The organism is Ureibacillus sp. 179-F W5.1 NHS (assembly GCF_045369345.1).
GTDB lineage: Bacteria > Bacillota > Bacilli > Bacillales_A > Planococcaceae > Ureibacillus > Ureibacillus halotolerans.
In genome coordinates this window covers 19,740-43,246 of record NZ_JBIQFG010000019.1, presented here as the reverse complement: position 1 = coordinate 43,246, position 23,507 = coordinate 19,740, and the positions used below count along the sequence as shown (strand labels likewise).

Genomic DNA, 23,507 nt, shown 5'->3' with positions numbered 1-23,507 from the left:
AAATGTTCTATTTCGATTGGATTATTTTCGAAATGTAGAATTTCAATTCTTTTTACCTTAAATATAAAACTGAGGTGTCGTTGACATTCTCCTGTTGCTTATTAAAATAGAACTATCTTCGAAGATAAGAAGGGATGAATCGTTTAGTATTCCTTTATAAACGAACATCCCTGGGATGGACAGTTCTATTTTTATAAGCTTTTGATTTAGAGGTGAAATAGTGGAAATGGAAAAGGAAAAATTATTAGAATCGAAAAGCATTTTAATGAAACTGGCGAACGGTATTAATCCATTAAATAATGAACCTATCAATGATCACAGCTTTTTACATGACCCTCAAATTATACGTCCTTTATTTTATCTTTCAGATTATATTTCAAAACAGCTTGAAGTTAAAAAGATACCTCCGAGAAAACCTGCCACATTTCACATAACCGATGAACAATTAAAACAAGTTACATTGCCTCTAGGGAAAATTGGGATTAATGACTTTTCTAAGGCGATTAATGTAGTCATTGATCCTACTATAAGTAAAAAATTAACCGGAACAATGATTAATAAAAAATTAAAAGCAATAGGTATTTTAAGTGAAGAAGTGGATGGAAATGGTCATCGAGTCAAGGTAAAAAATGACAAATAGGAAGGGTATGGTATTGAAAGTGAGACCCGGACTTTTAACGGTAGAGAATACAAAAAGGTTGTTTTTAATGAAATAGGTAAACAATTTTTTGTTAAAAAATATTAAGACGTTAATGGAGTAGGATGTAAATAATATTCACTTAAATAAGGCAGATGGGAGAGGCATTAGAGTGGAAATACGAGATTTATTTGACTTAGAAAATGATGCAAACTTTCAACAATTGAACCAGCAAGTAAATTCCTTTAATACTTTAAAAATATTAAAATTGGAAAATCATGAAATTAGACATTCGAATATATTGGCTTGGTTACTGAACCCAAAGGAAAATCACAATTTGAGTGATTATTTTTTACGTAAAGTAATGGAACATCTTATGTTAATGGATGAAAATGGCGGAAATGTTCAATATCAAAAAATCGGGAATATCCTTAATCATTCCTTAGTCGACAGTCATGTTTATCGAGAAGTAAAGACAGATAAAAATCGATATATTGATTTACTAATTGTGAACCAGCAGTTGAAAACGGTTTTGATCATAGAAAATAAATTTTATTCTTCGGAGTCTGTAAATCAATTGAATGATTATTTGGAATTTACTCGCCATACATTTAAAAATTTTACGATTATTCCTATTTACTTAACCCTTAATGGGGAAAAACCTTCGAATTCCCATTATTTTATTCTAACATACGAGAAAATTGAGGTTATATTACATACTATTTTAGGGTTATATAAAGATCGATTAAGCGATAATGTATTTCAATTTATTAAAGATTATAATCAAATATTAAAAGAAAAATTTTATCCTAATCAGGAACAAATATTACAAGCTATTGATATTTATTTAAATCATAAGCAAACAATCGATGTTCTTTTTGAAGAAACGGCAAGTATATCTAAGCCATTAATTTTTGAAACCGGTTATTATTTTGAATTTTTAATGAAATATAAAAATACGATTCAATATATTTATAAACATGGGCAAAATATTTTGTCCTATAGTTTTGACGAATTTATTAAACTGCAATTTAATAATAATGTGTTGTATCGCTCCCAGCCAACTACTCCTCACTTACTACCGCCAGAATGGGAAGGAATTAGTCATGCCCATTTGAAAGAACCAACCTATTGGTTAGGAAAAGGGTTAGTCGTATGGTTTGAACAAGCGAAAGATAGTCGATTGAGTATGATAGCAGAAATTGGGCCAATTGAATACACCGAACGCCTTTCATTTTTGGAAAAATTAGAGCGAGCAGGTTTATCGGTTAAAGAAAGATCTAAATTAGAAACGGCTCGTTATACCCGTTTCTTTACTCAAAAAATGGATATTAACAAGTGGGATGATATGGCAGAGTTAACACAAGGGATGTTTGACTTATATAACTCAGCAGAATTTACACAAGTAAGAAATCAAGTAGCGGCTATTTTAAAAAATGATGATGTAGAAATAGATGAACCAAAAGCGACTATGGAGAAACAAAAGGGTTATGATTTTAAAGTGAAAGTACAAAGGGCGTTTAGAAAATGGATGGCATTAACGAATATACCTGAAACGGATTATCGTGTATCGAACAAACACCTTTCTTTCATTATTCCACTTTTTGATTCCTTTAAAGATCGATTAGGAGAAACTAGAGAAAAATGGTGGTGGTATAACGGACCATTTCTATTTTGGTTCATGATTAATGAAGATTCCCTTTATTTTACTTTAGAAGTTGGTCCAATCGAGGCAAATAAGCGGATTGTTCTAATGGAACAAATGAAAGAACAGGGGATTATTTTTAGTGAAAAGGGACTTTCTCCAGAAGCAAAATTTAATCGTATCTTTTCGCGATCAGTATCTATTAAATGCTTAGATGAGCCCGAACTACTACGAGTATTTCAAACGTTGTATGATGATCATGATCTGCAAAAGATTTTAAATAAAATCCAGCATATCTATAACGAATTCTATAGCAACATTGAATAATGAATCCACATAATATTCTTTTTATCATAGTTGATATATGAAACTTTTAAAATGTGTATCAATATGTTCAATATAACGAAATTTTGGTATAATGAAGTTATTAGAAGAACAGAGTAAAAAAGACTACTTGATGCTGCAACATCAAGCAGTCAACGGTAATAGCTAGTCCTAAGGGATTGGCAACCAGTTCGAAGTTTAACCTGCATTGAGCGAGAGCTCAGGTAGGTTATTTTTTTTGATTTACTGTAATCACAGTCACAATTAAAGTGGCGAAGGCCACGGAAAACATTAATGTTTCAGAAATAGACAAGGCATCACCGCCTCTCTGTAAAGGAGTTCCGCCAATCGTCCTTTTAAATTTTTTAGCTATTACACCTACATTATAGCACATATGTTCGTATTTTAAAGGGTATAAGGTTGTATTTTATAGAATATGGAAAGATATCCAACGAAGGAAAGGATATGAATGTACTCTATTTTTAATGCTAGCAAGCCCTTTTAACTTCTATTTGTAAATAATTTCAACGCATACTTTGCTCCATATTGAAAATAATAAGCGGAAAATGAATGAAAAGAAGGTAGAACGATGCGAAAACGTCTCCACATTCTAATTATAATGTGTATACTTCCTTTTGTTGTAGCTTGTACGGATAACGGTGATGATACCCCAGTAGAAGCAAAGGAGAATGACGGTAAATTCAATAACTCGTCTAGTAGCAAAATCGATTCATTACTTAAGGAAGTTTAACAACTTTTCCCTTTTTTACTCGAAGGCTTCCTTTTATTCCCTTTTCAAGTATACTTAATAGTAAGAGAATATTATTATGAAGTAATGAAAAGGGGATTCTTCATGTCTAAAATACCTATAATCATTGACACAGATCCGGGAATAGATGATGCAATGATGTTAACATACGTCTATGGAAATGATGATGCTTTAGATATTCGTTTAGTTACAACAAGCTCAGGGAATATCTCCCAAGGAAAATCCAATCATAATGCACGGGTCTTTTTAAGTTACATTGGGGCTAATGTAGAAGTTGCCCGTGGATTAGAAAGTCCTTTCCTTCGTAGATTGGAAATAGCAGAAGATATCCATGGAGAAAGTGGTTTTGGAAACGTCCAGTTTTTAACGCCTCCACTTCCAGTGAGCCATCGTCCGGCGGTGACTGCAATGGTGGAGACGATTTTAAGTAGCGATGAAAAAATAACGATTGTCGCAACTGGTCCTTTGACGAATATCGCGGCATTACTTGTTGCCCATCCTGAAGTAAAAACGAAAATTGAAAGGATTTTATGGATGGGGGGAGCAGCTGTAGGGGGCAATGTTACACCAACGGCAGAATTCAATGCATACGTTGACCCGCATGCTGTCCAAATTGTGTTTAATTCAGGGATTCAAGTTGTAATGAGTGGTTTAGATGTAACTCATAAAGCCTTTATTACAGTGGATGAAATCAAGCGATTAGAAGATATGGGGACGGAATTTACACAAAAGCTCCATGAAATGGTGACATTTTATCTTGATCAAATTGAAAAGACACCTTTTCATGAAGAAAATTATGATCAAGTAGTTCATTTTCATGATGTAGTGCCAGTGATGTATTTATTGCAACCTCACTTGTTTGAAGGAACCGACCACTTTGTGGAGGTGGAGTTAGAAGGTAAAGCAGCGGGTGCTACTATCGTAGATTATTTGAATCGTACAAACAATAAACCAAATGTTCATGTTCTACATAACGTTGAACGGGAGAAGTTTGTTGAAGAATTTATGAAGGCTGTGGAAAATATTTCGGAACGCCTCACAAAATTTTAATTGACCAATGCCCCTTCATCCTTTATTCTATTCAATGAATAGAATGCCCGGCGAACGGGAGAGGTTCATAGCTGATACCCTCTATAAAAAACTATGGAAACATGACGAATGATGCCATGTCCATAACTGGACATGGCTTTTATGTTTTTATAAGAGTTTTATAGAATATGAACTTCTCCTTGTTAATTGTTGGGAAACATTTGCAAGGAGGATTTTTTATGTCTGGCCGTAACCATGAAGAAGGTTTAAAAGATTTAACATTATTAGGAAACCAAAATACACAATATTCATTTGATTATGCACCGGAAGTATTAGAAGCGGTAGATAATCTTCATTCCAATCGGGATTATTTCGTGAAATTTAATTGTCCGGAGTTTACGAGTTTATGCCCATTAACGCATCAACCAGACTTTGCGACGATGTATATTTCTTACATTCCAGATAAAAAGATTGTAGAAAGTAAATCGTTAAAATTGTACTTATTTAGTTTTAGAAACCATGGTGATTTCCATGAAGACTGTGTCAATATTATCATGAACGATTTAATCAAATTACTAGACCCTCGTTACATTGAAGTTTGGGGTAAATTTACGCCACGCGGAGGAATTTCGATTGACCCTTGGTGTAACTACGGGAAACCGGGAACGAAATATGAAGAGATGGCTCATCATCGTTTAATGAACCATGATTTAAATCCTGAAAAAATTGATAATCGTTAAGAATGAAATTAAATAAAGAGGTTATTAGCGACCCTCTATAAAAAACTAAGGAAAAACAGCATTTTTCTTAGAATGCTGTTTTTTCATTAATAAAGGAGATTTTTTCACATGAAGCAGGGAAAAGCCGTTGTTGTATTTAGTGGAGGACAAGATAGTACAACTTGTTTGTTTTGGGCAAAAGAACGCTATGAAGAAGTGGTAGCTGTAACCTTTGATTACGGTCAAAGGCATCGGCTTGAAATTGACTGCGCAAAGGAAATAACGAAAGAATTAGGGATTGCTCATCACATGTTAGATATGTCGCTATTGAATCAGTTAGCACCGAACGCTTTAACAAGGGGAACTATTCCAGTGGAAGATGGGGAAGGTGGCGAATTACCATCAACCTTTGTGCCTGGGCGTAATTTGTTGTTTCTATCCTTTGCTGGGGTGTTGGCAAAACAAATAGGGGCGAAACATATTGTTACAGGCGTTTGTGAAACAGATTTTAGCGGCTATCCCGATTGCCGGGATATTTTTATTAAGTCGCTAAACGTTACGTTAAATTTATCAATGGATGATACTTTCGTCATTGAAACACCGTTAATGTGGCTTAATAAAGCGCAAACGTGGGAATTGGCAGATCAGCTCGGTGCCCTTGAATTTGTCCGCGAAAAAACACTCACTTGTTATAACGGAATAAAGGCGGACGGTTGTGGGGAATGTCCAGCTTGTAAGTTGCGTAAAAGAGGTTTAGATGAGTACTTAAACTCGAAGGTAGAGTCTTAAAAGACCAAGTTTTTAATTGAAATTTAAGGAGTAGTAAAATGAGAATCATATTTTATTTATTATCAATTGTCGTTGCCAATGTGGTGACGGCTGCCTTTGCACCATTGCAATTTGGAATGTTTATCGTTCCGATGGGGACGTTGTTTGTTGGAGCGACGTTCATTTTCCGGGATTTAGTACAAAATAAATACGGACGGAAAAAAACGTATTTATTTATTTTTACAGCATTAGTTTTGTCGGCAATCGTCTCCTTTCTACTAGGAGATACATTAATGATCGTAGCAGCATCAGCTATTTCCTTTATTTTAGCTGAAACGGCCGATACGGAAATTTATACTCGATTGAAATTACCTATCGCTTGGCGCGTTTTCTATAGTGGTCTAGTAGGAGGATTACTAGATTCGGCAGTGTTTGTCATTATTGGTTTAAGCCCTCTTGGCGCCGGTATGTTACCATGGGAAGCTGTACCAGCTGCTATTATCGGTCAAATTATCGTGAAAACCGTTATCCAAATGTTTGGTGCTATAATTTTAAGCCAAGTGCATGGAAAGAAAAGTAACAGTTTTGCTTAATAAATCGTTTTCTAAAAAACTGGTGTAGCTTGAAAAAGTTTCCGCCAGTTTTTTTATAGGACAATATGTAAAGATATCTTTACATATTGTCCATTTTTATTTATATTAAATGTAAAGATATCTTTACATTTAATATGGGGTGAAAAGTTTTGTGAAAGTAATTAATCATATTAAAGAAGTTCGGTTAGCCAAAAAAATTACGCAAATTCAAATGGCGGAAGATTTGCAAATTACTCGTCAAACGATTAATGCCATTGAGAAAAATAAGTATAATCCAAGTCTGGAATTGGCTCTAAAATTAGCTAAATATTTGGATGTTCCTTTTGAACAATTATTTTACTTAGAGGAAAAGGAGTGAAGTAGGTGAGCGTTAAGAGGTTACAGCATTTGTTATGGACTGTGATTGTTCTATGTATGATAATAGGCGGTTTTTTAGGTATATATATCATTGGAAAAGAAACGGGTGATTATCCTGTTGAATTAATGTTGCCAATTATCATTGGAGTTATAGGTGGATTAATGGTATTTTTGATGGTTTCTAAATGGAGTCAGAAAAGAAGGGGAAATGTGCCTGAAATCGATGAACGAACTTTAAAAAATCTCCAAAAGTATTTTTTGGGGGCGCTATATTTTATTTTAATAGGCAGTGGGGCTGCTCTATTAATTGCGTATGCAATGGGAGTAAAAACGATCGAAACGGGACTGTTGATTTTATGTTTAGGCGGAGTGTTTTTAATGACGATTGCTGGGGCATTTATTGTTAAAAGAGTTTGAGGAAGTAAAGAGGGGTGGGTCCATTGGGTATTCGTCTCTTACTCACTCAAGTAGTAGGAGTAGTAGGATAATTAAACTTTTTGTCGAATTATACTTACTAACAATGGATAGAAGGAGGGGTTTTTTGGGTTCCAATCCAAAGTTACCGTTAACAGTTGAAGACAAAGGCAAACTTCGAAAAGCGAAAGTGAAATTAGGAGATATACATACACTAAGTACAAATCAAATAGCAGAAATACTGGAAATGTCGTTAGACGAAGCAAAGAAAATAAAAGCACTTGCAGAATTTCAACGAGTCCCATCCATTGGATATGAACTTGCAGAAAAGCTCGTTAACCATTTACATATTTTTTCTTTACAAGAGTTACAGGAAAAAGACGGTGCGACATTATTTAATGAATTAGAGAAGAAAATGGGCGTTTGGACGGATAGTTGTGTAGAAGATCAAATACGATGTGTCATTCATTTCGCCAATAACCCGAAGAGTAACAAGCAATGGTTTGAATTTACACAGGAAAGAAAAAAGTATCGGGAAGTCTATGGGTATCCAGATGATCGACCTGAAACGGCTTGGTATGAATAGGGAGGAAAGGATAATGAAAACACGATTATCCTACGTAAGAACGTAAAAATTTAGAAACTTCTATCGAGTGGTATACAGCTGTATTAGGTTTTAAAGTAGAGGCTACTTGGCCACCGGAAAAACCAAACTATGCCCATTAGAGTGTATCTGTAGGGGACGGTTGAAATTCGATAAAATATGGTTGATTTAGAAATAAATCAGAGCCAGGGGACAGGTGAGTAAGTGATAAATAAAAGTTTAGGATTCTATATAGCTTTTGGTGGAATTGTAGGGTTATTTTTTGGCGGTATGTGGAATGGAATCGGGGCAATGGTATTAATTTATATTGCACAACAATTAGAATATATAGCAAGAAATAAAAAACAATAATCTTATAATTTCCCTTAAATAGAGCGATTTTAAAAGGATTACCCCCATGTTTGTTGAACTTAATTTATAGAGAAAGGGGTTCAAGTATGATGATAAATGAATTAGATTTTAGAATAGCAGAAGAAACAGATTTAGATCAAATTGTTCAAATGCTTGCTGATGATGTGTTGGGGAGTCAGCGGGAACGATATGAACAGCCGCTGCCAGTAAGTTATATAGAAGCTTTTCAGGCGATATCGTCAGACCCAAACAATGAGTTAGTAGTAGCTTGTATAGGAGAGGACGTGGTAGGTGTACTACAAATTACCTTTACTCCATATCTAACATATCAAGGTGGGTGGCGAGCAACAATTGAGGGCGTTCGAACGGCGACTTCTATGCGCGGGAAAGGGCTCGGGACAGAGTTATTCAAATGGGCTATTGAAAGGGCAAAGGAACGAGGTTGTCATCTAGTTCAACTAACGACAGATAAAAAGCGACCAGATGCTTTGCGATTTTATGAACGGATTGGTTTTAAAGCAACCCATGAAGGTATGAAAATGAAACTTTAATAGTACATAGGAAAGGACGTTACCCATGGCGGAACGTCCTTTTTTAATGAAATCGAAATCAATTGGTATTTACATAGAATCATTTCTATTATATAGTTAGTTAGGAATACTAACTACTTTGGAGGTTTTTATGAATCTGTTTTCAACAATCTACCGCTTTAATAAATTGTATGTGAACCGACTTCAAGAAATATGTTCTGCTAATGGAATTACGCCTGTACAATGGCTAGTTATAAATCATGTATTTAAAAATGAAGGATGTACAAGTATCGATATTGTGAAAGAGTGGTCTGTTGAGAAGCCAACAGTATCTACTTTAGTGCGTAAATTGAACGAACAGGGGATACTTGAATTCACAAGCGGTGAAGATAAACGGCAAAAATATTTGTCTTTAACTGTTGAAGGGCAGATCCTTTGTAGAAAAGTAGGAGAAAAAGTAATGGAACTCCAATCATTTGTAACAGAGCCAATGTCAGAGGAAATGGTAAATGAATGGACGGAACAGCTTATGATATTAGAGGAGCGTTTGAAACACTATGAAGGATAAAATATGGACAAAAAATTTTATATCAGTTGCACTCATTAACTTTTTGGCCGTATTAATGTTTTATTTATTAATCGTCACAATCGGAAGTTACACTATAAAAACTTACGATGCATCTACAAGTATGGCTGGTCTTGTATCCAGTATTTATGTTATTGGCGCTTTAGTAGGGCGGCTAATGACAGGTAGACTTATTGAAAAAATAGGACCGTCGAAAATTTTAATAATTGGCGTTATTGGTTTCTTTATTACATCATGTTTATATTTTATTGAAATACATATTGCCTTTTTATTAATTGTACGTTTTATTCAAGGAGTATTTGTCGGTATTATTGGTTCTGCTGCCGGTACAATTGTTGCATATATTTTACCAGCTAACCGAAAAGGAGAAGGGATCGGTTACTATAGTTTAAGTGCCATCTTAGCGACAGCGATTGGTCCGTTTATCGGCCTTCTATTAATGAAATTTGAACATGGAAATACGTTAATTTTCGGATTTAATGTTTTTCTATCATTATGTATGATTGTGATGCTTGCTTTTGTAAAAATAGAGATTACCATCGCATCAAAGAAAAACGAACAAGAAATCGAAGGAAAACAATCCTTTATTTCAAAGGTGATGGAACCGAAATCGATTCCAATTTCTTTCGTTGCACTACTTATTGGGTTTGCCTATTCAGGTGTGATGTCCTACATTTCTCCATATGCGGAGGAAATAGATTTAGTTACGGCAGCGAGTGTATTCTTTATTGTTTATGCCTTCGCAACGATTGTAACGAGACCTATTACCGGAAAGCTGATGGACAAAAAGGGACCAAACATCATCGTTTACCCAGCGTTAGTCATTTTTGCACTAGGGATGTATTTATTTAGTACAGCCCACAGCTCATTCGTGTTATTACTAGCTGCCGCGTTAATAGGGTTAGGTTTTGGTAATTTCAACTCAATTGCTCAAACAATCGCCGTAAAAGTAACAGAGCCACACCGTTTCGGCTTTGCAACATCCACTTATTATATTTTTTATGATTTAGGTCTAGGTTTCGGCCCATACTTACTTGGAATTCTCGTTCCATTACTTGGATTCCAAACGATGTTTATGTGGATGGTACCGGTCATTATTATTTGTATTCCACTTTACTTTGTTTTACATGGAAGAAAAGCGAAACAATATATTTAAAATCGATAAAAGAGGTAACTTACAATCGTAGGTTACCTCTTTTTTATGGTTAACTTTCTATTTATTCCAAGAAGGATTCGATTACTTTTTGTTGAAATTAAGGATGAATAGATTGATAAGGGACTTAATAAAAGTGGAGGGGATGAGATGGAAGTAGTTACAAAAACATTATCAACAGAAAGGGTCTTTTTAAGGGAAATGGTTGAAGATGATTGGGTCGACGTACATAAATATGCTTCCCAAGAAATCGTCTGTCGCTACCAACCTTGGGGACCGAATACTTTACAGGAATCTAAAATGTTTGTAAATGAAGTTTTAGCTGACGCATCTAAAACCCCAAGGAGAAGATATGTCTTCGCTATTATAAACAAAAAGGATGACGAAATGGTCGGAGCTGGAGAGTTGCACCTTCGCGATTTTACGAACAAAACGGGGGAAATTGGATATGTGGTGAACCCAGATTATTGGGGTAAGGGGATCGCAACAGAGGTGGCAATGCTGTTGATTGACTTTGGCTTTGAGCATTTCAATCTCCATCGCATTTATGCTACTTGTGATCCTAGAAATATTGGTTCATATAAAGTGTTGGAAAAAGTCGGTATGACGAAGGAAGGGAGAATTCGAGAAAACTTGAAAATGAAAGATGGTTGGAGGGATTCATTCCTTTATAGTATTTTGAAATATGAGTGGGGTAAATAACGATTAACAAAGAGGGTTGTGAGCGTATGCCTGAAATTTTATCACGGAAAGTTCTTCTAGATTTGGCGGTATCGTTAGATGGTTTCATTGAAGGGCAAAACGGCGAAATAGACTGGTGCATCATGGATGAGGAAATGGGGTTTAACAATTTCCTAAATCAAATTGACACGATTTTTTATGGACGGAAAAGCTATGATTTATGGGGAGAATCTACGCCGGATATAGAAGATGTAGATTTGCAAAAGCAAATGGAATCTATCCACACTAAAAAGAAATACGTCTTTTCCAGAACACAAAAAGGGACGGATCAAAAAGCGGTTTACATTAATGAAAATATTTTAGAAGAAGTGGAGAAAATTAAAAGTCAGTCAGGAAAAGATATATGGTTGTACGGTGGCTCAAGTCTAATTACTACTTTTATGAACTTAGGGCTTGTAGATGAATTAAGATTATCGGTTCACCCAGTTATTTTAGGAGAGGGGAAACCTTTGTTTGTTAATATCAAACAAAGGTTAAATTTAAATCTAGTCGATACAAGAAGGTTTTCCTCTGGAGTAGTGCAATTAATCTATCATTTGAAGTAAGGTTTTAGAGGGTAGCTTTTGCCACTCCTTTTTTAATGTTCTTAAAATCCATAGAAATATAGTCAACAAAAATAAAAGAATAGGAAGAAAACCAATAAATTTAAAAGCATTATTTGCTCCCTGAAAATAGTACCCAATAAAAGTTTAAGGTATCAATCATAAAATAAAAAACTTGAAGATTATAAATGAAGGTAATGAATCTTTCTTATAGAATTTAATAGTTCAGGAAAGAGAGGGGATCATTGAATGGACAATTCATTCGTAATAAGTTTAGATGAAAGTCATTCTTTAAATTTTTTAATTTACTTACAAAATATTTATCTTAACCAACATCGTAGCGGAGAGCATTTAAAGTATCCCTACTTGTCTACGACGGTTCCGTTTAAAGAAGATTTTGAGTCAAGATTCAAAGAACTATGGGAAGAGGTATTACAAAAAATTTCGGATGAAAAAGTTCATGATTTAAATTTTTTTCATAAGGAAAGAAACCGGTTTTATGAAAGATTCTTCGTAATCAATGACAGTAGTTTAAAATTATTTGATGAAATTTACACAGCTTTCCAAGTTTGGTGGAGTAGTAATGTAGGGCACTTTGCAATCGAGAGGTCAGTGGATGAAATGGTGCATCCAGTTTATTTAGAATTGGCCAATTTTCTAAAGGTAAGTAAAAGGACACCTAAAACAAATTTACATATTAGTTTACTATATGATGATTGTTTATTAGTGAAAAATGAAGTTTCTTCTTACTTTGCCGTCCTTTCTTTAAACGATATGTATTATAAACAAGATCAATTGGCTTCAAAATTAAAAGGGTGTTTAGATTAGGGGAATTAATTCTCGCCTAATGAAACGTATGGGGAATTGTAACGTACAATAACTAAAGGGGGGGAAGTATATTGAAATATGTAATCATTGGTTTTATCCTTTCATTAGTAGGAATCATTGTATCTTTGGTATTTTGGGATATTCATATGATTCCTGTTATTACTAGTAGTATCGGTGTCGTTTTTTTAGTTGCTACACTGATTTTTTCGGGAACACTTGTAAGCGGAGATCGAATTAGGGCAAATTACGCCACCGAATCGGAAGAAGATCGGAAGAGCCGATATAAAATGTTTACTAGCTCACTTTTACTTGCTATCCCTAATTTTATTGTGTCTATCGTTTTTTCCTTTTTATTGAATAACGGATAAGAAAAATCCTTACTTTTAACAAGTAGGGATTTTTATGAATTCACATATAGCGTATCAGTTGAAATCGATTGACCGAGTTGCTTTAAGTAATTGTGTAATTGCCCACGGTGATGGTATAAGTGGGTGATGGCATCGAAAGTAACTTTAGCTTGAGTCACTTTTTCTCCAAAGGGATGGCGGATTAGCTTCGTATTAAATTCATCATTTGGTATCGCTTTAACAAACGTTTCTAACTTTTTAAATCCATCTAGGAAGAAATGATATAAGCCAGGGGTATCAATATGGTTAATCAAAAAGGGTTCATCCAATGGGAAAATACATTCATCTGGCAGTTGCTCCAGAATGTTCGCCGTCATCATCGGAATACCAGATATGTGATTCACAAGTGAAAAAAGACTTCTCAAATTATTATGGGGAGCCCAATCAGCAAAATCTTCCTTATACAGTAAAATATAATGACTTATATTGTCTTTTAAAAAATATAGCTCCTTTAACAAAATTTCTTTATTCATTCCGTATCCTCCAATAGATTTAATAATGTTTATCTAATAAAAGAAGTACATAACTAGATGCTGCAGTAAAATAGGTAAGTCGTATCACAATGTACATAAAGTGCTCCATTGAGGACAGTTTTCTTGCTCGTTTCGCTTTCTTTAATTGCAACAAATAAACAATGGTACTTAAAAATAGAATTGAAATTGAAATATCAAACAAATTTTCTAATAGATTGACCAATGTACCCATCTCCTTATTAAGAAGATACGGATTTTACCTTCGAAATATGACAGTTGTTTACCAACCCTTTTAATCTTCTACGGTCCTCTGCTTATATTTCCAGAAAAAGAAATAACCTACTTCACCAAGGCAATAAAAGAAAAAGAGTCTAAATAGAATGGTAGGATTTAAATTCGAAAATAGAAAATAGGAAATTATAAAACCGATAATCCATCCAAATAATATGTAAGTAAAATGCTTTGCTCGCATTTTTAAATAGTTCAAATGTATACCTCCAAAATCGTTAGTTTTTCCTTAACAGTTTTATAACTTCTTCTCCAATGATTCGAATTCCTTCCTCGATTTTCCTTTTTTCTACTTGAGAGACGCTCAAACGGATGACGTTATCTTTTTTATATGGAGGTAGGTACATGCCTGTCGCATCTTGAACAAGAACGTTTTTCTTTTTTAAAGAATTTACGAGATGGGATGCCTTCAATGGATAGGGCAATTGAATCGAAGAGTAAAATCCAGATTCGGCACCGGTGAAGGTTACTCCTTCAGATAAATAGGTAAGGAAAGCCCTTTTTAACATCTCGCCTTTTTTCTTATAAATTGTTCTTAAATTTTGTATATGGGCATTATACATCCCGCTTTGCAAATAAATTTCCAAGGCACCTTGCGTTAAAACAGGAGAGTGGACATCGGCAGCAAACTTTGCTTTCGAAAAAAGCTCAATAAGCGACTCAGGTAAAACAGCGGCCCCAAGTCTTAAGCCAGGTAAAAGTACTTTTGAAAAACTTTTCGTATAAATGACTCTGCCAGAAGGATCGTAGGCAAACATCGGATCCGCTTTTTTCCGTGTATCAAGATCTCCCATATAATCATCCTCGATAATGAATACATCATATTTTTGGGCCAATTCAACGATCTTTTTCTTTTCCTTATTTGTATAACTATAGCCGGTAGGATTTTGAAATCTGGAAACAGTATAAAAGAATTTAATAGGCCGTTCTTTAAAGATTTTTTCTAATTGTTTCAAGTCGATGCCTTCTTTTGTTATTTCAATCCCAACTGCATTCAGCCCTCTTGATGAAATTGACTCAATCATACTGAAATGAGTTGGCTGCTCGATACAAATTTCCGTCTTGCCATTAGGGAAGGGGAGGGCTACTAAAATATCAAGGGCTTGTTGGGAACCGGAAACGACACAAATTCTTTGTGCTGGTGCAAACACTTGAAGCGCTTGCAATTGCTTCGATAATTGGGATCTTAAAATAGGTAAACCGAGGGGCTCGGCGTATTGAAACATGTCTTCTTTATATAATTCGATTGCCTGATTCATACAATGTTGATAATCACGGTAGGGCATATGCCATTTGTCAGGACCGGCAGAAACAAAATCAATCATTTCCTCTGTTTCGGAATCTAAATGACGACTGCCGACGAGATAATAACCGCTTTTTGGAACAGCATAAATTTTATGTTGCTTTTCCAATTCATTATAAGCTTTAATAATTGTATTTTTACTACATTTAAAGGCCTCTGAAAGGGCTCGGATAGACGGCAATTTCCCTCCGGGTTGAAGGCGGCCGTCAGCAATTTGTGCATGAATTTCATTCATAATTTCTTGATATTTCGTGTCCATATTTAAATTTCCACCCCTTATTTTGTATGGGTACAGATGGCGTTTTTACTATCTACCGGAAATGAATCTACCTCTTTAGTATAAAGGATGGAAGTTCCAAAAACTTCTAAAATAAGGAGGTTATTCAAATGGACAAGGTAAAGAAAGGTTCAATGAAAAAGGTTTCTAGTTTCATAGGGTTGTGTTTACTCTCAATCGTCCTTGCTTTTACTACTTTTTCTTCAACTCCAGGCGCGGAAGGTAAAAAAACGAAGGAATTGCATATTGAACAATTATTTGATGGAAGAGATGGCACGATGGTTTTGAAAAATTTAAAAAATGATCAGATGTATGTCTATAACCGTGAGAGAAGTGAAGAACGATTCACACCCGAATCGACTTTTAAAGTGCCGAATTCGTTAATCGGTTTGGAGACAGGCGCAGTAAGAGATGAGTATGAAGTGAAAAGATGGGATGGAGTGATAAGAGAATTTGAAAGTTGGAATCGGGATCACACCTTAGCCTCCGCTATAAGGGAATCCGCTATTTGGTTTTATCAAGATATGGCGCGGGATATCGGGGTAACGAACATGGAAAAGTTTGTGAATCAAATAGGGTATGGAAATAGAGATATATCTGGTGGAATCGACGAATTTTGGCTCGACAGTACATTGGAAATTTCAGCAATAGAACAAGTAGACTTTATAGAAAGCTTAGTAGAAGAAGATCTTCCTTTTACGGAAAAGAACCAAAAAACCGTCAAAAGAATTTTGATTCAAGACGAACAGGATGAGTATACGCTCCACGGTAAAACGGGAACGAGACTTTCAGATATGGGATTAGGATGGTATGTCGGCTTTATTGAAACGGAGAAAGAAACATGGGTGTTTGCTGTTAACCTAGATGGCTCCGGAACAGAATCAAAACAAATTACGGTGGAAACGTTAAAGAAAATGGATATTCTTGATGAAGAGTAATAGGTAGTAAATTTCAATTGTTTAGAAGTCATTTTGAAATTATTCAAATGGCTTCTTTTTTTATATAAATGCACTATATTTCTAGCAAATTAAATTTTTTGAAAAAATTTAAGTAAAAACATTTGACTAATCTCAAGTAAGTTTGTAGGATTTAATTAACTGATGAGTCAGTTAGGAGGGTGTGAATGATGCAAGATCGAATGAGAAGGCAGGATAGAAAGCAACAATTATTGGCGATTGCATTAGAATTATTTGCAACAAAAGGCTTTGAGAATACGAAAATTTCTGACATAGTAGCAAAGGCTGAAGTCTCCCAAGGGACGTTTTATTGGCATTTTGAAAGTAAAGAAGCCATTTGTTTAGAGATGTTGGAAGCTGGTCGTGTTCAAATTTTAAATGCGATCCAAATCGGATATCGTACAACGAAGGTGGATGTGAAAGATTCAGTTGTCTCTTCCATGAATATATTTGAACATATATTTCAATTTGCTGAAGAAAATCCGTTTTTAATGCAAATCATACTAAAAGGGATTCATTCACAGCCTACATTACAAGCAAAAGTGGATGAAATTAAAACGGATATGGAAGCTGCTTTTGCAAAAAATATAAGAAGGGCAAAAGAGTTGCATATGACAAATGAACACATCAATCCAGAGATGCAGGCTGTTTTTGTCATGAGTCTTCTCGAAGGGGTTTTATCGCGATGGTTATTTAAAACATCCTCATCAAGCCAAGTATTGCAGCATCATTCACTACAACAAATTATTGAAGAGACCGTTAAATTTGAATTTTTCGGTATTTTCGGAGTCTAAAACAGGAGGGAAAAAACATGAAAAAGGCAAAATGGTTAATATCACTTGTAGCAGTTACTTCACTAATATTAGCTGCATGTGGAACAGATACAACGAAAGATTCAAAAAAAGAAGAAACAAATGCTCTTGAGCAAATTCAACAAGATGGCAAAATGACAGTTGGTATTATGGGGACATATGCGCCTTACAATTACTTAAACGAAAATAAAGAATATGATGGATTTGACGTAGATATCGCTAAAGAATTAGCTAATCGACTAGGTGTAGAAGCAGAGTTTGTCGCACAAGACTTCTCAGGTCTTATTCCAGGCTTACAAAAAGATAAATTTGATATATTAGTGAGCCAAGTAACGATTACGGAAGAACGTCAAAAACAAATTGATTTTACAGAACCATACATTACAAACCAAGTAAAAGTCATTGTAAAAGAATCCAATACAGACATTCAATCAAAAGAAGACTTTAAAGGGAAAAAAATCGGTGTTGGACTAGGTACAAATGATGAAACGTATTTACGTACAGAATTAATGCCTGAAGTTGGAGATTTTACAATTAATACGTACGACGATGTCATTACAACTTTAAAAGATTTAGATGCAGGTCGTATTGATGCAACAATTAACAATGTATATGCTTTAAAACCTGTCATTGAAGAAAACGGATATGCGATTAAAGCAGTTGGCGAACCAATCAAATCCGATAAAGCGGCCGTTGCGGTGAAAAAAGGAAATACAGAGCTTGTTGATGCATTAAATAAAGCATTAGAAGAAATGAAACAAGATGGTACGTACGAAGAAATTTTCATGAAATGGTTTGAAGAAGCACCACCAGCAGAATAAGAAAGTAGGTCACTACAATGGATTTGGTTATTGAAAATATCCCCTTTTTACTAAAAGGGGCATACTATACTTTACTTATCACAGTGGTGTCAATGTTCTTTGGTTTAATAATTGGTTTAATTACCGCGGTTGCCCGACTGAAGGGCAATCGCTTTCTACGTATGATTGCAAGAGTATACGTTTCAATTATCCGTGGAACACCGCCACTAGTTCAAATTGTCATTGTTTACTACGGTTTAGTCGACTACGGTATTGAATTTGGACCATTAACAGCTGCATGTATCGCTTTAAGTATTAATATTGGTGCTTATGTTTCGGAAGCCTTCCGTGGTGCGATTGAATCCGTACCAAAAGGTCAAACAGAAGCAGCGATTGCAACGGGGATGACCGAACGTCAAGCAATGCGCCGTATCGTAATTCCACAAGCTGTACGTTATGCAATTCCACCATTAGGAAATACCTTTGTCGGGATGTTAAAGGAAACATCACTCGTTTCAGTCATTGCAGTGACAGAATTAATGCGTTCTGCCCAACTGTTAGTATCTCAATATTATGTGTATATGCCATTTTATTTAGCAATTGCTGTCATGTATTGGATAATGAGTACGTTCTTTACGTTTATATTGCATAAAATTGAAAAACGGTTGTCTGTTTACTAAAGGGGGCGCAACGCATGATTGAGATTAAACATCTACAAAAAAACTTCGGAAAAAACGAAGTATTAAAGGACATTTCATTAACGATTCCCGCAAAACAAGTCGTAGCAGTAATTGGTCCTAGTGGTTCTGGAAAAAGTACGTTTTTAAGATGTATGAATGGGTTAGAGGCGATAACGGGCGGCACAGTCAAAGTGAATGGACATGTCATTGACCCACAAGCGCAAAGAAAAGTTTTACAAAAAGAAATACACGCCATCCGCCAAGAAACAGGGATGGTATTTCAACAATTTAACTTATACCCACATAAAACTGTTGTGGAAAATGTCATGGAAGCACTGCTCGTTGTGAAAAAAATGAATAAAGAGCAAGCCTATGTCATTGCTTCCGACTTACTTTTAAAAGTCGGTCTTGCCGAGAAAGAGGAATCCTATCCTTCTCAGCTTTCAGGTGGTCAACAACAACGGGTTGCTATCGCACGAGCCCTTGCAATGGAGCCAAAGTTAATGTTATTTGATGAACCAACATCGGCGCTAGATCCAGAGCTAGTAGGAGAAGTATTAAAAGTAATGAGGGATTTGGCGGAAGATGGGATGACAATGGTTATCGTAACCCATGAAATGAAGTTCGCAAAAGAGGTAGCAGATCGGATTTTATTTATGGCGGATGGTGTCATTGTCGAAGATGCTAATCCAGTAGAATTTTTTGAACACCCAGAAACAGAAAGAGCACAAAAGTTTTTACGACAAGTTTCAGAATTTTAACTTGGAACATGAAAGGAAATGAACAAAATGCAAATTAAAGCAAAATGGCAAGGTGGACGTGCCTTTACAGCAGTTGGACCAACTGGCTATCCCATGACGATGGATGCGACAGCCAACTATGGTGGAGAAGGGAAGGCGGCAACACCAACCGAAATGTTACTTGCTTCATTAGCCGGTTGTATCGGAATAGATGTGACAATGATTTTAAAACCACATTTAGATGATATTGAAAACATAGAAATAACAGTAGATGGTGTACGTCGTGAAGAATTACCAACAGCCTTCACTGCTGCTACACTTACTTTCGTAGTAGATGGTAACATTACACCTAAAAAAGTATGGCGCGCCATTCATTTAGGGGAAGAAAAATATTGTGCCGTGTCTGCATCTTTAAAAGCTGAAATCAATTACAAATTAATTTTAAATGGCGAAGAAGTAACTGCTGAACAAGTATAATGAAAAATGATTGAAAGAGTTGTATCGTACATCTCTTTCAATCATTTTTTGTTTTAGAGCATTTCACCTGAATAGAACGAACTAGCTAATTTATCAAAGTCATATTCTTTCAGTTCCTCTAAAGTAATATTAGCGTGTGCACCTTCATGGACCATCAAGTTACTGTTTTCACCAACATGAACTAAAATAACCGGCTTATCCGTAGCATAAGCATATCCGAGTTCCCAAGCGGTTCCGCTGTCGGAATAATTTCCATGATAGATGCCTACAACGATTTCAGCCCACTTAATATGTTTAATATCATCCATAAATGTTTCAATGGACCATTGGCGTGAACCCACTTCAGCGTTTGGGGATGCCGACTTTCTCATTGGAGAGAATACTTTTAATTGTTTCTCTGCTAAAATCTCCTCAACTTGTTCTAAATAACCGATCTCTTTATCGTTAAAAAAAGGACTAGCTAAATAAACTCTTTTCATTTCGTGTGACCCCCTGAGTGATTTTCAAAAATCACTTCATTATTAACCAATACTACGGTTAATCATAATCAAGTCTACCCATCCCTTCAATAACAATTACTTAAATAAGTTTGTTGGACGTTTTTTGAGTTGAAGGAATCATTTATTTAAAGAAATAACGAGTCCCATGATTGAGTAATGAAATTAAAAGTGCAAATGTAGGGGAGTAAAGTTGTAGAAGGAGAAAGTCAATTTTTATTGAAGTAATAAAAATGACCGAATATATTCAAATTTTAAAAGTTTAGAAAGGAGACAGGGCGATGAAATTAAAATTGATATTATACTTATTTCTAATCTTCTGTTTCTTACCTACTTTAGTAAGTTGTGAGAATTCTAGTAGTCCGGAACCTGATATTGTTACAGATAACGCGAGTGTAGAAGGGATCATAATATTTGATAAAAAGTCAGGGAAAAAAATTCTAATTCAAGATACAAATTTTAACTACGATGATATGGAACTACCTTTAAATACTTTATTAGATAAATATTATAATAAGGTACTATTTCTGAGTTTTAAAGATGAATCACTTTTAGAACATATACAAACCGGGCAAAAAGTAAAGGTTTGGTATAGTGAAATTCTAGAATCGAATCCTCCTACTTACAAAGTTAATAAATTAGAAGTTTCAGAAAATTAAAATTAATAAATTTACAGATTATACAAATAATGGTATTATTTAATTGGAAATTCTATCAATAGGAGGTTAGGAAATGAGAAGGATTATTTCTGCAGTATTATTTGGATTGATGGCTCTCGCTATTACAGTTAGTCCAAGTTTTGCTAATACTATTTCAAATAGTAATAGCCCCTATGATTTAATTAATTCTAAAGGTCAAATTATTAAGTATTCGGATTTACAAAACCAAGTACAAAGTTATAATGTTAGTGAATCTAGAGGGAAAGTTGGAAGTGGTAAAGTTTTACCAGAAAGAGAAATACCTAAAGATCCAAATAAACCTACGATAAACTTCGGTACAGGTCAAATAATAGATGAAGATAAAGATTCTAATAGCTTTTCTCCTTTTGCAGTCATTGGTACAGATCAACGTACAAAGGTTACAGATACTACTAAAACTCCACATAAGCAAATAGCTTACGTTGAATTAGAATATGATAATTTTTATGCTGCATGTACAGGTACTTTAATTGGTAAGGATTTAGTTTTAACAAATGCTCATTGTGTGCATGATTTAGATACAGGTGAAAGTGCAGTAGGCGGTGTGGTAATTCCAGCATTAAAGGACAACCATTACTCATACGGTGCATATTTTATCCAAGATTATTATCATCCAGTCGGGTATTCAAACTCAGGAGATAGTCAATACGATTTTGCCATTCTAAAACTTGAAAAGTATGGGTCATATGATGCTGGTGATATTGTAGGATACCTTCCATATAAACAAGTAACAAACCTATCAGGAACTACGATTAAAATATATGGTTATCCATCAGATTTAATAGAGGAAACTGGATTATACAATCAATGGGGAATGTCAGGAACTGTTAGTCAAGAGTCTACTAACTTAGCATATTATACGATTGACACTTTTAATGGACAATCTGGGTCCGCAATGCTTAATACTTCAAATCAAGTTGTCGGAGTTCATAATGCTTCATATAGATTACAGAATGGAAATGTTATAAATGGAGGCCCAAAAATGACGAAACCAATGGTAGACTTTATAACTTGGGCTTCATTACAATAAAAACGAATTTTTATATAAAAGAGCCAATAAAGGCTCTTTTTTCTTGTCTCTCACTTTTAGTCAAATTCCCAGAATTATACAATGTATGTATTTATTATACAATATAGAAAGTGTCAGTCCGTTATTCTATTCTTTTTTAAAAAAGAAAAGCGAGGCGAATAAATATGAATCATTTAGAATGGGTAAAATTTGCAGAAGAAGACTTTGATTACTACTTTCAATTAGTTTCCGATGAAAAGGTGATGGAGCAAATTACTGAACGGGCCATTCCTTTCACTGAAGCCCAGGAGAACTTTCAAAAAATATTAGAACGGAATCGAAAATATGATATTTTTGGGACTTACAAAGTGTGCGAGGGTGGAAAGTTTATTGGTCTAGGGCATTTAACGTTGAATCCAACCAATGAGGAAGAAGCTGAAATCGGCTATATGATATTACCTGAACATTGGGGGAAGGGCTATGGGAAGGCTATTGGAAAGCAATTGGTGGAACTTGCCAAAGGAACAAACGTCACAACGTTAAAAGCCATTATCGATCCGAATAATATCGCCTCTAGAAAAATTTTAATCAATCTCGGTTTTGAAACGGAAAAAGTTTGTGAAATAGACGGGTTACCGGGAGAAATTTTAAGCCGGGCAATTTAAATTGAGGAAAGAATTCAAAATTAGGCGGTGTTTTATGAAAAAAGTATTCGTGGCAATTGGATTCGCTATCATTATTGCTGGAGCACTTGTATTTTACAATAAGCTCTACTATCCATCGCTACCAATAGAAACTATAAGCAAAAGGGAAGTTTTAGAGAAACTAAATACTTCTGATCAACCAATCGTTTTTTTATCAAAGGAAAATGGTCAAGAATGGTATATAGTACACACTCCAAATACATCCGAATCTGATGAAATCATTAAAGAAATGGTTAGTCAAAGTGGATGGACTTTCACAGACAAGGATGGAAGTGGACTTTTCTTTGAAAAACAAGGCAAAAAGCTAATTGTAACAACGCAAAAGTGGACTAGTGAGTATGTGTTAGTGGATATCCCGGCTGATTGGAAGGAATAGTAGAGTGGGAGGTGTTCTCTAAAAATAAGACGATGCTATTTTTTAGTTAATAAAATTCAAAATTTCCTAGAGTAATGGCCAGTTTTTAAGAAATTTAGAGTTAGAAATGCCGAACTTTAACATCAAATCGGCCAGATGTATCTTTAGCAGAAACTTACAAGGCTGCTTGTAATCCTAAATAACAAATGCAGGAGGTTTTCTAATGGATGTTCATTATTTTGAACCAATTTCCATCTTTTACTTAGTTTTAGCCCTATTAATTTTGTATCCTATTCTATTCATAATTCTACTAATATCTAGTAAAGTAAATCTTTTAGAAAATTCTTATATGGAATTTCTGCAATTTTATATGCTTACGTCATTTGGTATAGTTATGGATTAGGAGTTTATTTAGATGAATTGGAATACAATGCTGCAAAT

The 23,507-nt window shown here is 34.8% G+C and carries 32 protein-coding genes, 1 pseudogene and 2 riboswitches; of the genes and pseudogenes, 29 read left to right on the top strand and 4 right to left on the bottom strand.

Translation table 11 applies throughout. The features are described from left to right. The first annotated feature begins 226 nt into the window (after positions 1–226). The 19 genes and pseudogenes from ACH0B5_RS10220 (at position 227) to ACH0B5_RS10130 (ending at position 12,958) form a co-directional block, all read left to right on the top strand. Positions 227–640: a hypothetical protein gene (locus tag ACH0B5_RS10220; protein ID WP_341361572.1), complete on the top strand. Its 414-nt coding sequence runs from the start codon at positions 227–229 to the stop codon at positions 638–640. 169 nt (positions 641–809) lie between these two features. Next, positions 810–2,609 carry a PDDEXK-like family protein gene (locus ACH0B5_RS10215; RefSeq protein WP_341361573.1) on the top strand — a complete coding sequence of 600 codons (1,800 nt, stop codon included), beginning with the start codon at positions 810–812 and terminating at the stop codon, positions 2,607–2,609. Between the two features lie 586 nt (positions 2,610–3,195). Further along, the gene (locus tag ACH0B5_RS10210) at positions 3,196–3,357 is read left to right on the top strand and encodes a hypothetical protein (RefSeq protein ID WP_341361574.1); all 162 of its coding nucleotides are present in this window, start codon (positions 3,196–3,198) and stop codon (positions 3,355–3,357) included. 102 nt (positions 3,358–3,459) lie between these two features. Further along, the gene (locus ACH0B5_RS10205; protein ID WP_341361575.1) at positions 3,460–4,425 is read left to right on the top strand and encodes a nucleoside hydrolase; all 966 of its coding nucleotides are present in this window, start codon (positions 3,460–3,462) and stop codon (positions 4,423–4,425) included. Positions 4,426–4,479: 54 nt separating this feature from the next. After that, positions 4,480–4,526, top strand: a riboswitch (PreQ1 riboswitch). A 117-nt stretch (positions 4,527–4,643) separates the two neighbouring features. Continuing rightward, entirely contained in the window at positions 4,644–5,144 is a 501-nt protein-coding gene (queF, locus tag ACH0B5_RS10200) for a preQ(1) synthase (RefSeq protein WP_191706446.1), read from the top strand. Positions 5,145–5,155: 11 nt separating this feature from the next. Continuing rightward, positions 5,156–5,199, top strand: a riboswitch (PreQ1 riboswitch). Between the two features lie 53 nt (positions 5,200–5,252). Continuing rightward, positions 5,253–5,912 carry a 7-cyano-7-deazaguanine synthase QueC gene (queC, locus tag ACH0B5_RS10195; RefSeq protein WP_341361576.1) on the top strand — a complete coding sequence of 220 codons (660 nt, stop codon included), beginning with the start codon at positions 5,253–5,255 and terminating at the stop codon, positions 5,910–5,912. Positions 5,913–5,950: 38 nt separating this feature from the next. Then, a complete protein-coding gene (locus ACH0B5_RS10190) occupies positions 5,951–6,484 on the top strand; it encodes a VUT family protein (RefSeq protein WP_341361577.1) in 534 nt (177 codons plus the stop codon). 151 nt (positions 6,485–6,635) lie between these two features. Next, positions 6,636–6,842, top strand: coding sequence for a helix-turn-helix transcriptional regulator (locus ACH0B5_RS10185; protein WP_191706449.1), 207 nt, complete (start codon positions 6,636–6,638; stop codon positions 6,840–6,842). A 5-nt stretch (positions 6,843–6,847) separates the two neighbouring features. Continuing rightward, complete coding sequence (locus ACH0B5_RS10180) at positions 6,848–7,258, top strand: hypothetical protein (RefSeq protein ID WP_341361578.1); 411 nt, start codon at positions 6,848–6,850, stop codon at positions 7,256–7,258. A 124-nt stretch (positions 7,259–7,382) separates the two neighbouring features. Further along, positions 7,383–7,841 carry a helix-hairpin-helix domain-containing protein gene (locus tag ACH0B5_RS10175; protein ID WP_341361579.1) on the top strand — a complete coding sequence of 153 codons (459 nt, stop codon included), beginning with the start codon at positions 7,383–7,385 and terminating at the stop codon, positions 7,839–7,841. A gap of 53 nt (positions 7,842–7,894) precedes the next feature. Next, positions 7,895–7,981: pseudogene (locus ACH0B5_RS10170) on the top strand (hypothetical protein); the annotation flags it as partial. An 82-nt stretch (positions 7,982–8,063) separates the two neighbouring features. Beyond that, on the top strand, positions 8,064–8,210 hold the full coding sequence (locus ACH0B5_RS10165; protein WP_341361580.1) for a hypothetical protein: 147 nt from the start codon (positions 8,064–8,066) through the stop codon (positions 8,208–8,210). An 89-nt stretch (positions 8,211–8,299) separates the two neighbouring features. Beyond that, a complete protein-coding gene (locus tag ACH0B5_RS10160; RefSeq protein WP_406927793.1) occupies positions 8,300–8,761 on the top strand; it encodes a GNAT family N-acetyltransferase in 462 nt (153 codons plus the stop codon). Positions 8,762–8,891: 130 nt separating this feature from the next. After that, a complete protein-coding gene (locus ACH0B5_RS10155) occupies positions 8,892–9,308 on the top strand; it encodes a MarR family winged helix-turn-helix transcriptional regulator (protein ID WP_341361581.1) in 417 nt (138 codons plus the stop codon). Further along, complete coding sequence (locus ACH0B5_RS10150) at positions 9,298–10,482, top strand: MFS transporter (RefSeq protein WP_122973451.1); 1,185 nt, start codon at positions 9,298–9,300, stop codon at positions 10,480–10,482. The genes ACH0B5_RS10155 and ACH0B5_RS10150 overlap by 11 nt, the downstream gene beginning before the upstream one ends. Positions 10,483–10,629: 147 nt before the next feature. Then, positions 10,630–11,181, top strand: a complete 552-nt coding sequence (locus tag ACH0B5_RS10145) for a GNAT family N-acetyltransferase (protein WP_406927789.1) — start codon at positions 10,630–10,632, stop codon at positions 11,179–11,181. Between the two features lie 26 nt (positions 11,182–11,207). Continuing rightward, the gene (locus ACH0B5_RS10140; RefSeq protein ID WP_122973449.1) at positions 11,208–11,765 is read left to right on the top strand and encodes a dihydrofolate reductase family protein; all 558 of its coding nucleotides are present in this window, start codon (positions 11,208–11,210) and stop codon (positions 11,763–11,765) included. A gap of 246 nt (positions 11,766–12,011) precedes the next feature. Further along, positions 12,012–12,590: a hypothetical protein gene (locus ACH0B5_RS10135; RefSeq protein WP_122973448.1), complete on the top strand. Its 579-nt coding sequence runs from the start codon at positions 12,012–12,014 to the stop codon at positions 12,588–12,590. Positions 12,591–12,661: 71 nt separating this feature from the next. Continuing rightward, positions 12,662–12,958 carry a DUF5316 domain-containing protein gene (locus ACH0B5_RS10130; RefSeq protein WP_341361583.1) on the top strand — a complete coding sequence of 99 codons (297 nt, stop codon included), beginning with the start codon at positions 12,662–12,664 and terminating at the stop codon, positions 12,956–12,958. Positions 12,959–12,990: 32 nt separating this feature from the next. On the opposite strand, the gene ACH0B5_RS10125 is transcribed toward ACH0B5_RS10130, so the two are convergent. From ACH0B5_RS10125 to ACH0B5_RS10115, 3 genes are all read right to left on the bottom strand, one after another. Beyond that, complete coding sequence (locus ACH0B5_RS10125) at positions 12,991–13,470, bottom strand: DinB family protein (protein WP_341361584.1); 480 nt, start codon at positions 13,468–13,470, stop codon at positions 12,991–12,993. A gap of 19 nt (positions 13,471–13,489) precedes the next feature. After that, positions 13,490–13,693, bottom strand: coding sequence for a hypothetical protein (locus ACH0B5_RS10120; protein WP_406927788.1), 204 nt, complete (start codon positions 13,691–13,693; stop codon positions 13,490–13,492). A 283-nt stretch (positions 13,694–13,976) separates the two neighbouring features. Then, positions 13,977–15,320 carry an aminotransferase-like domain-containing protein gene (locus ACH0B5_RS10115; RefSeq protein WP_406927787.1) on the bottom strand — a complete coding sequence of 448 codons (1,344 nt, stop codon included), beginning with the start codon at positions 15,318–15,320 and terminating at the stop codon, positions 13,977–13,979. 152 nt (positions 15,321–15,472) lie between these two features. Here ACH0B5_RS10115 and blaOXA point away from each other — a divergent pair, with 152 nt between their 5' ends. The 6 genes from blaOXA (at position 15,473) to ACH0B5_RS10085 (ending at position 19,803) form a co-directional block, all read left to right on the top strand. Beyond that, positions 15,473–16,276 carry a class D beta-lactamase gene (blaOXA, locus tag ACH0B5_RS10110; protein ID WP_122973029.1) on the top strand — a complete coding sequence of 268 codons (804 nt, stop codon included), beginning with the start codon at positions 15,473–15,475 and terminating at the stop codon, positions 16,274–16,276. Positions 16,277–16,461: 185 nt separating this feature from the next. Next, positions 16,462–17,088: a TetR/AcrR family transcriptional regulator gene (locus ACH0B5_RS10105; RefSeq protein ID WP_122973000.1), complete on the top strand. Its 627-nt coding sequence runs from the start codon at positions 16,462–16,464 to the stop codon at positions 17,086–17,088. A gap of 17 nt (positions 17,089–17,105) precedes the next feature. Beyond that, the gene (locus tag ACH0B5_RS10100) at positions 17,106–17,927 is read left to right on the top strand and encodes a substrate-binding periplasmic protein (RefSeq protein ID WP_122973001.1); all 822 of its coding nucleotides are present in this window, start codon (positions 17,106–17,108) and stop codon (positions 17,925–17,927) included. A gap of 17 nt (positions 17,928–17,944) precedes the next feature. Continuing rightward, positions 17,945–18,586: an amino acid ABC transporter permease gene (locus ACH0B5_RS10095; protein WP_122973002.1), complete on the top strand. Its 642-nt coding sequence runs from the start codon at positions 17,945–17,947 to the stop codon at positions 18,584–18,586. A 14-nt stretch (positions 18,587–18,600) separates the two neighbouring features. After that, positions 18,601–19,347 carry an amino acid ABC transporter ATP-binding protein gene (locus tag ACH0B5_RS10090; protein WP_122973003.1) on the top strand — a complete coding sequence of 249 codons (747 nt, stop codon included), beginning with the start codon at positions 18,601–18,603 and terminating at the stop codon, positions 19,345–19,347. A 27-nt stretch (positions 19,348–19,374) separates the two neighbouring features. Continuing rightward, complete coding sequence (locus ACH0B5_RS10085; protein ID WP_406927786.1) at positions 19,375–19,803, top strand: OsmC family protein; 429 nt, start codon at positions 19,375–19,377, stop codon at positions 19,801–19,803. A gap of 53 nt (positions 19,804–19,856) precedes the next feature. Here ACH0B5_RS10085 and ACH0B5_RS10080 read toward each other — a convergent pair whose 3' ends face one another. Then, on the bottom strand, positions 19,857–20,282 hold the full coding sequence (locus tag ACH0B5_RS10080; protein ID WP_191706477.1) for a nucleoside 2-deoxyribosyltransferase: 426 nt from the start codon (positions 20,280–20,282) through the stop codon (positions 19,857–19,859). Between the two features lie 299 nt (positions 20,283–20,581). Between ACH0B5_RS10080 and ACH0B5_RS10075 the strand changes: the two genes are divergently transcribed. The 4 genes from ACH0B5_RS10075 (at position 20,582) to ACH0B5_RS10060 (ending at position 23,087) form a co-directional block, all read left to right on the top strand. Further along, positions 20,582–20,959: a DUF3221 domain-containing protein gene (locus tag ACH0B5_RS10075; protein WP_122973006.1), complete on the top strand. Its 378-nt coding sequence runs from the start codon at positions 20,582–20,584 to the stop codon at positions 20,957–20,959. A gap of 73 nt (positions 20,960–21,032) precedes the next feature. Then, the gene (locus ACH0B5_RS10070) at positions 21,033–22,028 is read left to right on the top strand and encodes a trypsin-like serine peptidase (protein ID WP_406927785.1); all 996 of its coding nucleotides are present in this window, start codon (positions 21,033–21,035) and stop codon (positions 22,026–22,028) included. A gap of 164 nt (positions 22,029–22,192) precedes the next feature. Next, positions 22,193–22,672 (top strand): GNAT family N-acetyltransferase, encoded by a 480-nt coding sequence (locus ACH0B5_RS10065; RefSeq protein WP_406927784.1) that lies wholly within the window; start codon positions 22,193–22,195, stop codon positions 22,670–22,672. Between the two features lie 34 nt (positions 22,673–22,706). Further along, a complete protein-coding gene (locus ACH0B5_RS10060) occupies positions 22,707–23,087 on the top strand; it encodes a hypothetical protein (RefSeq protein WP_406927783.1) in 381 nt (126 codons plus the stop codon). Positions 23,088–23,507: the final 420 nt, after the last annotated feature.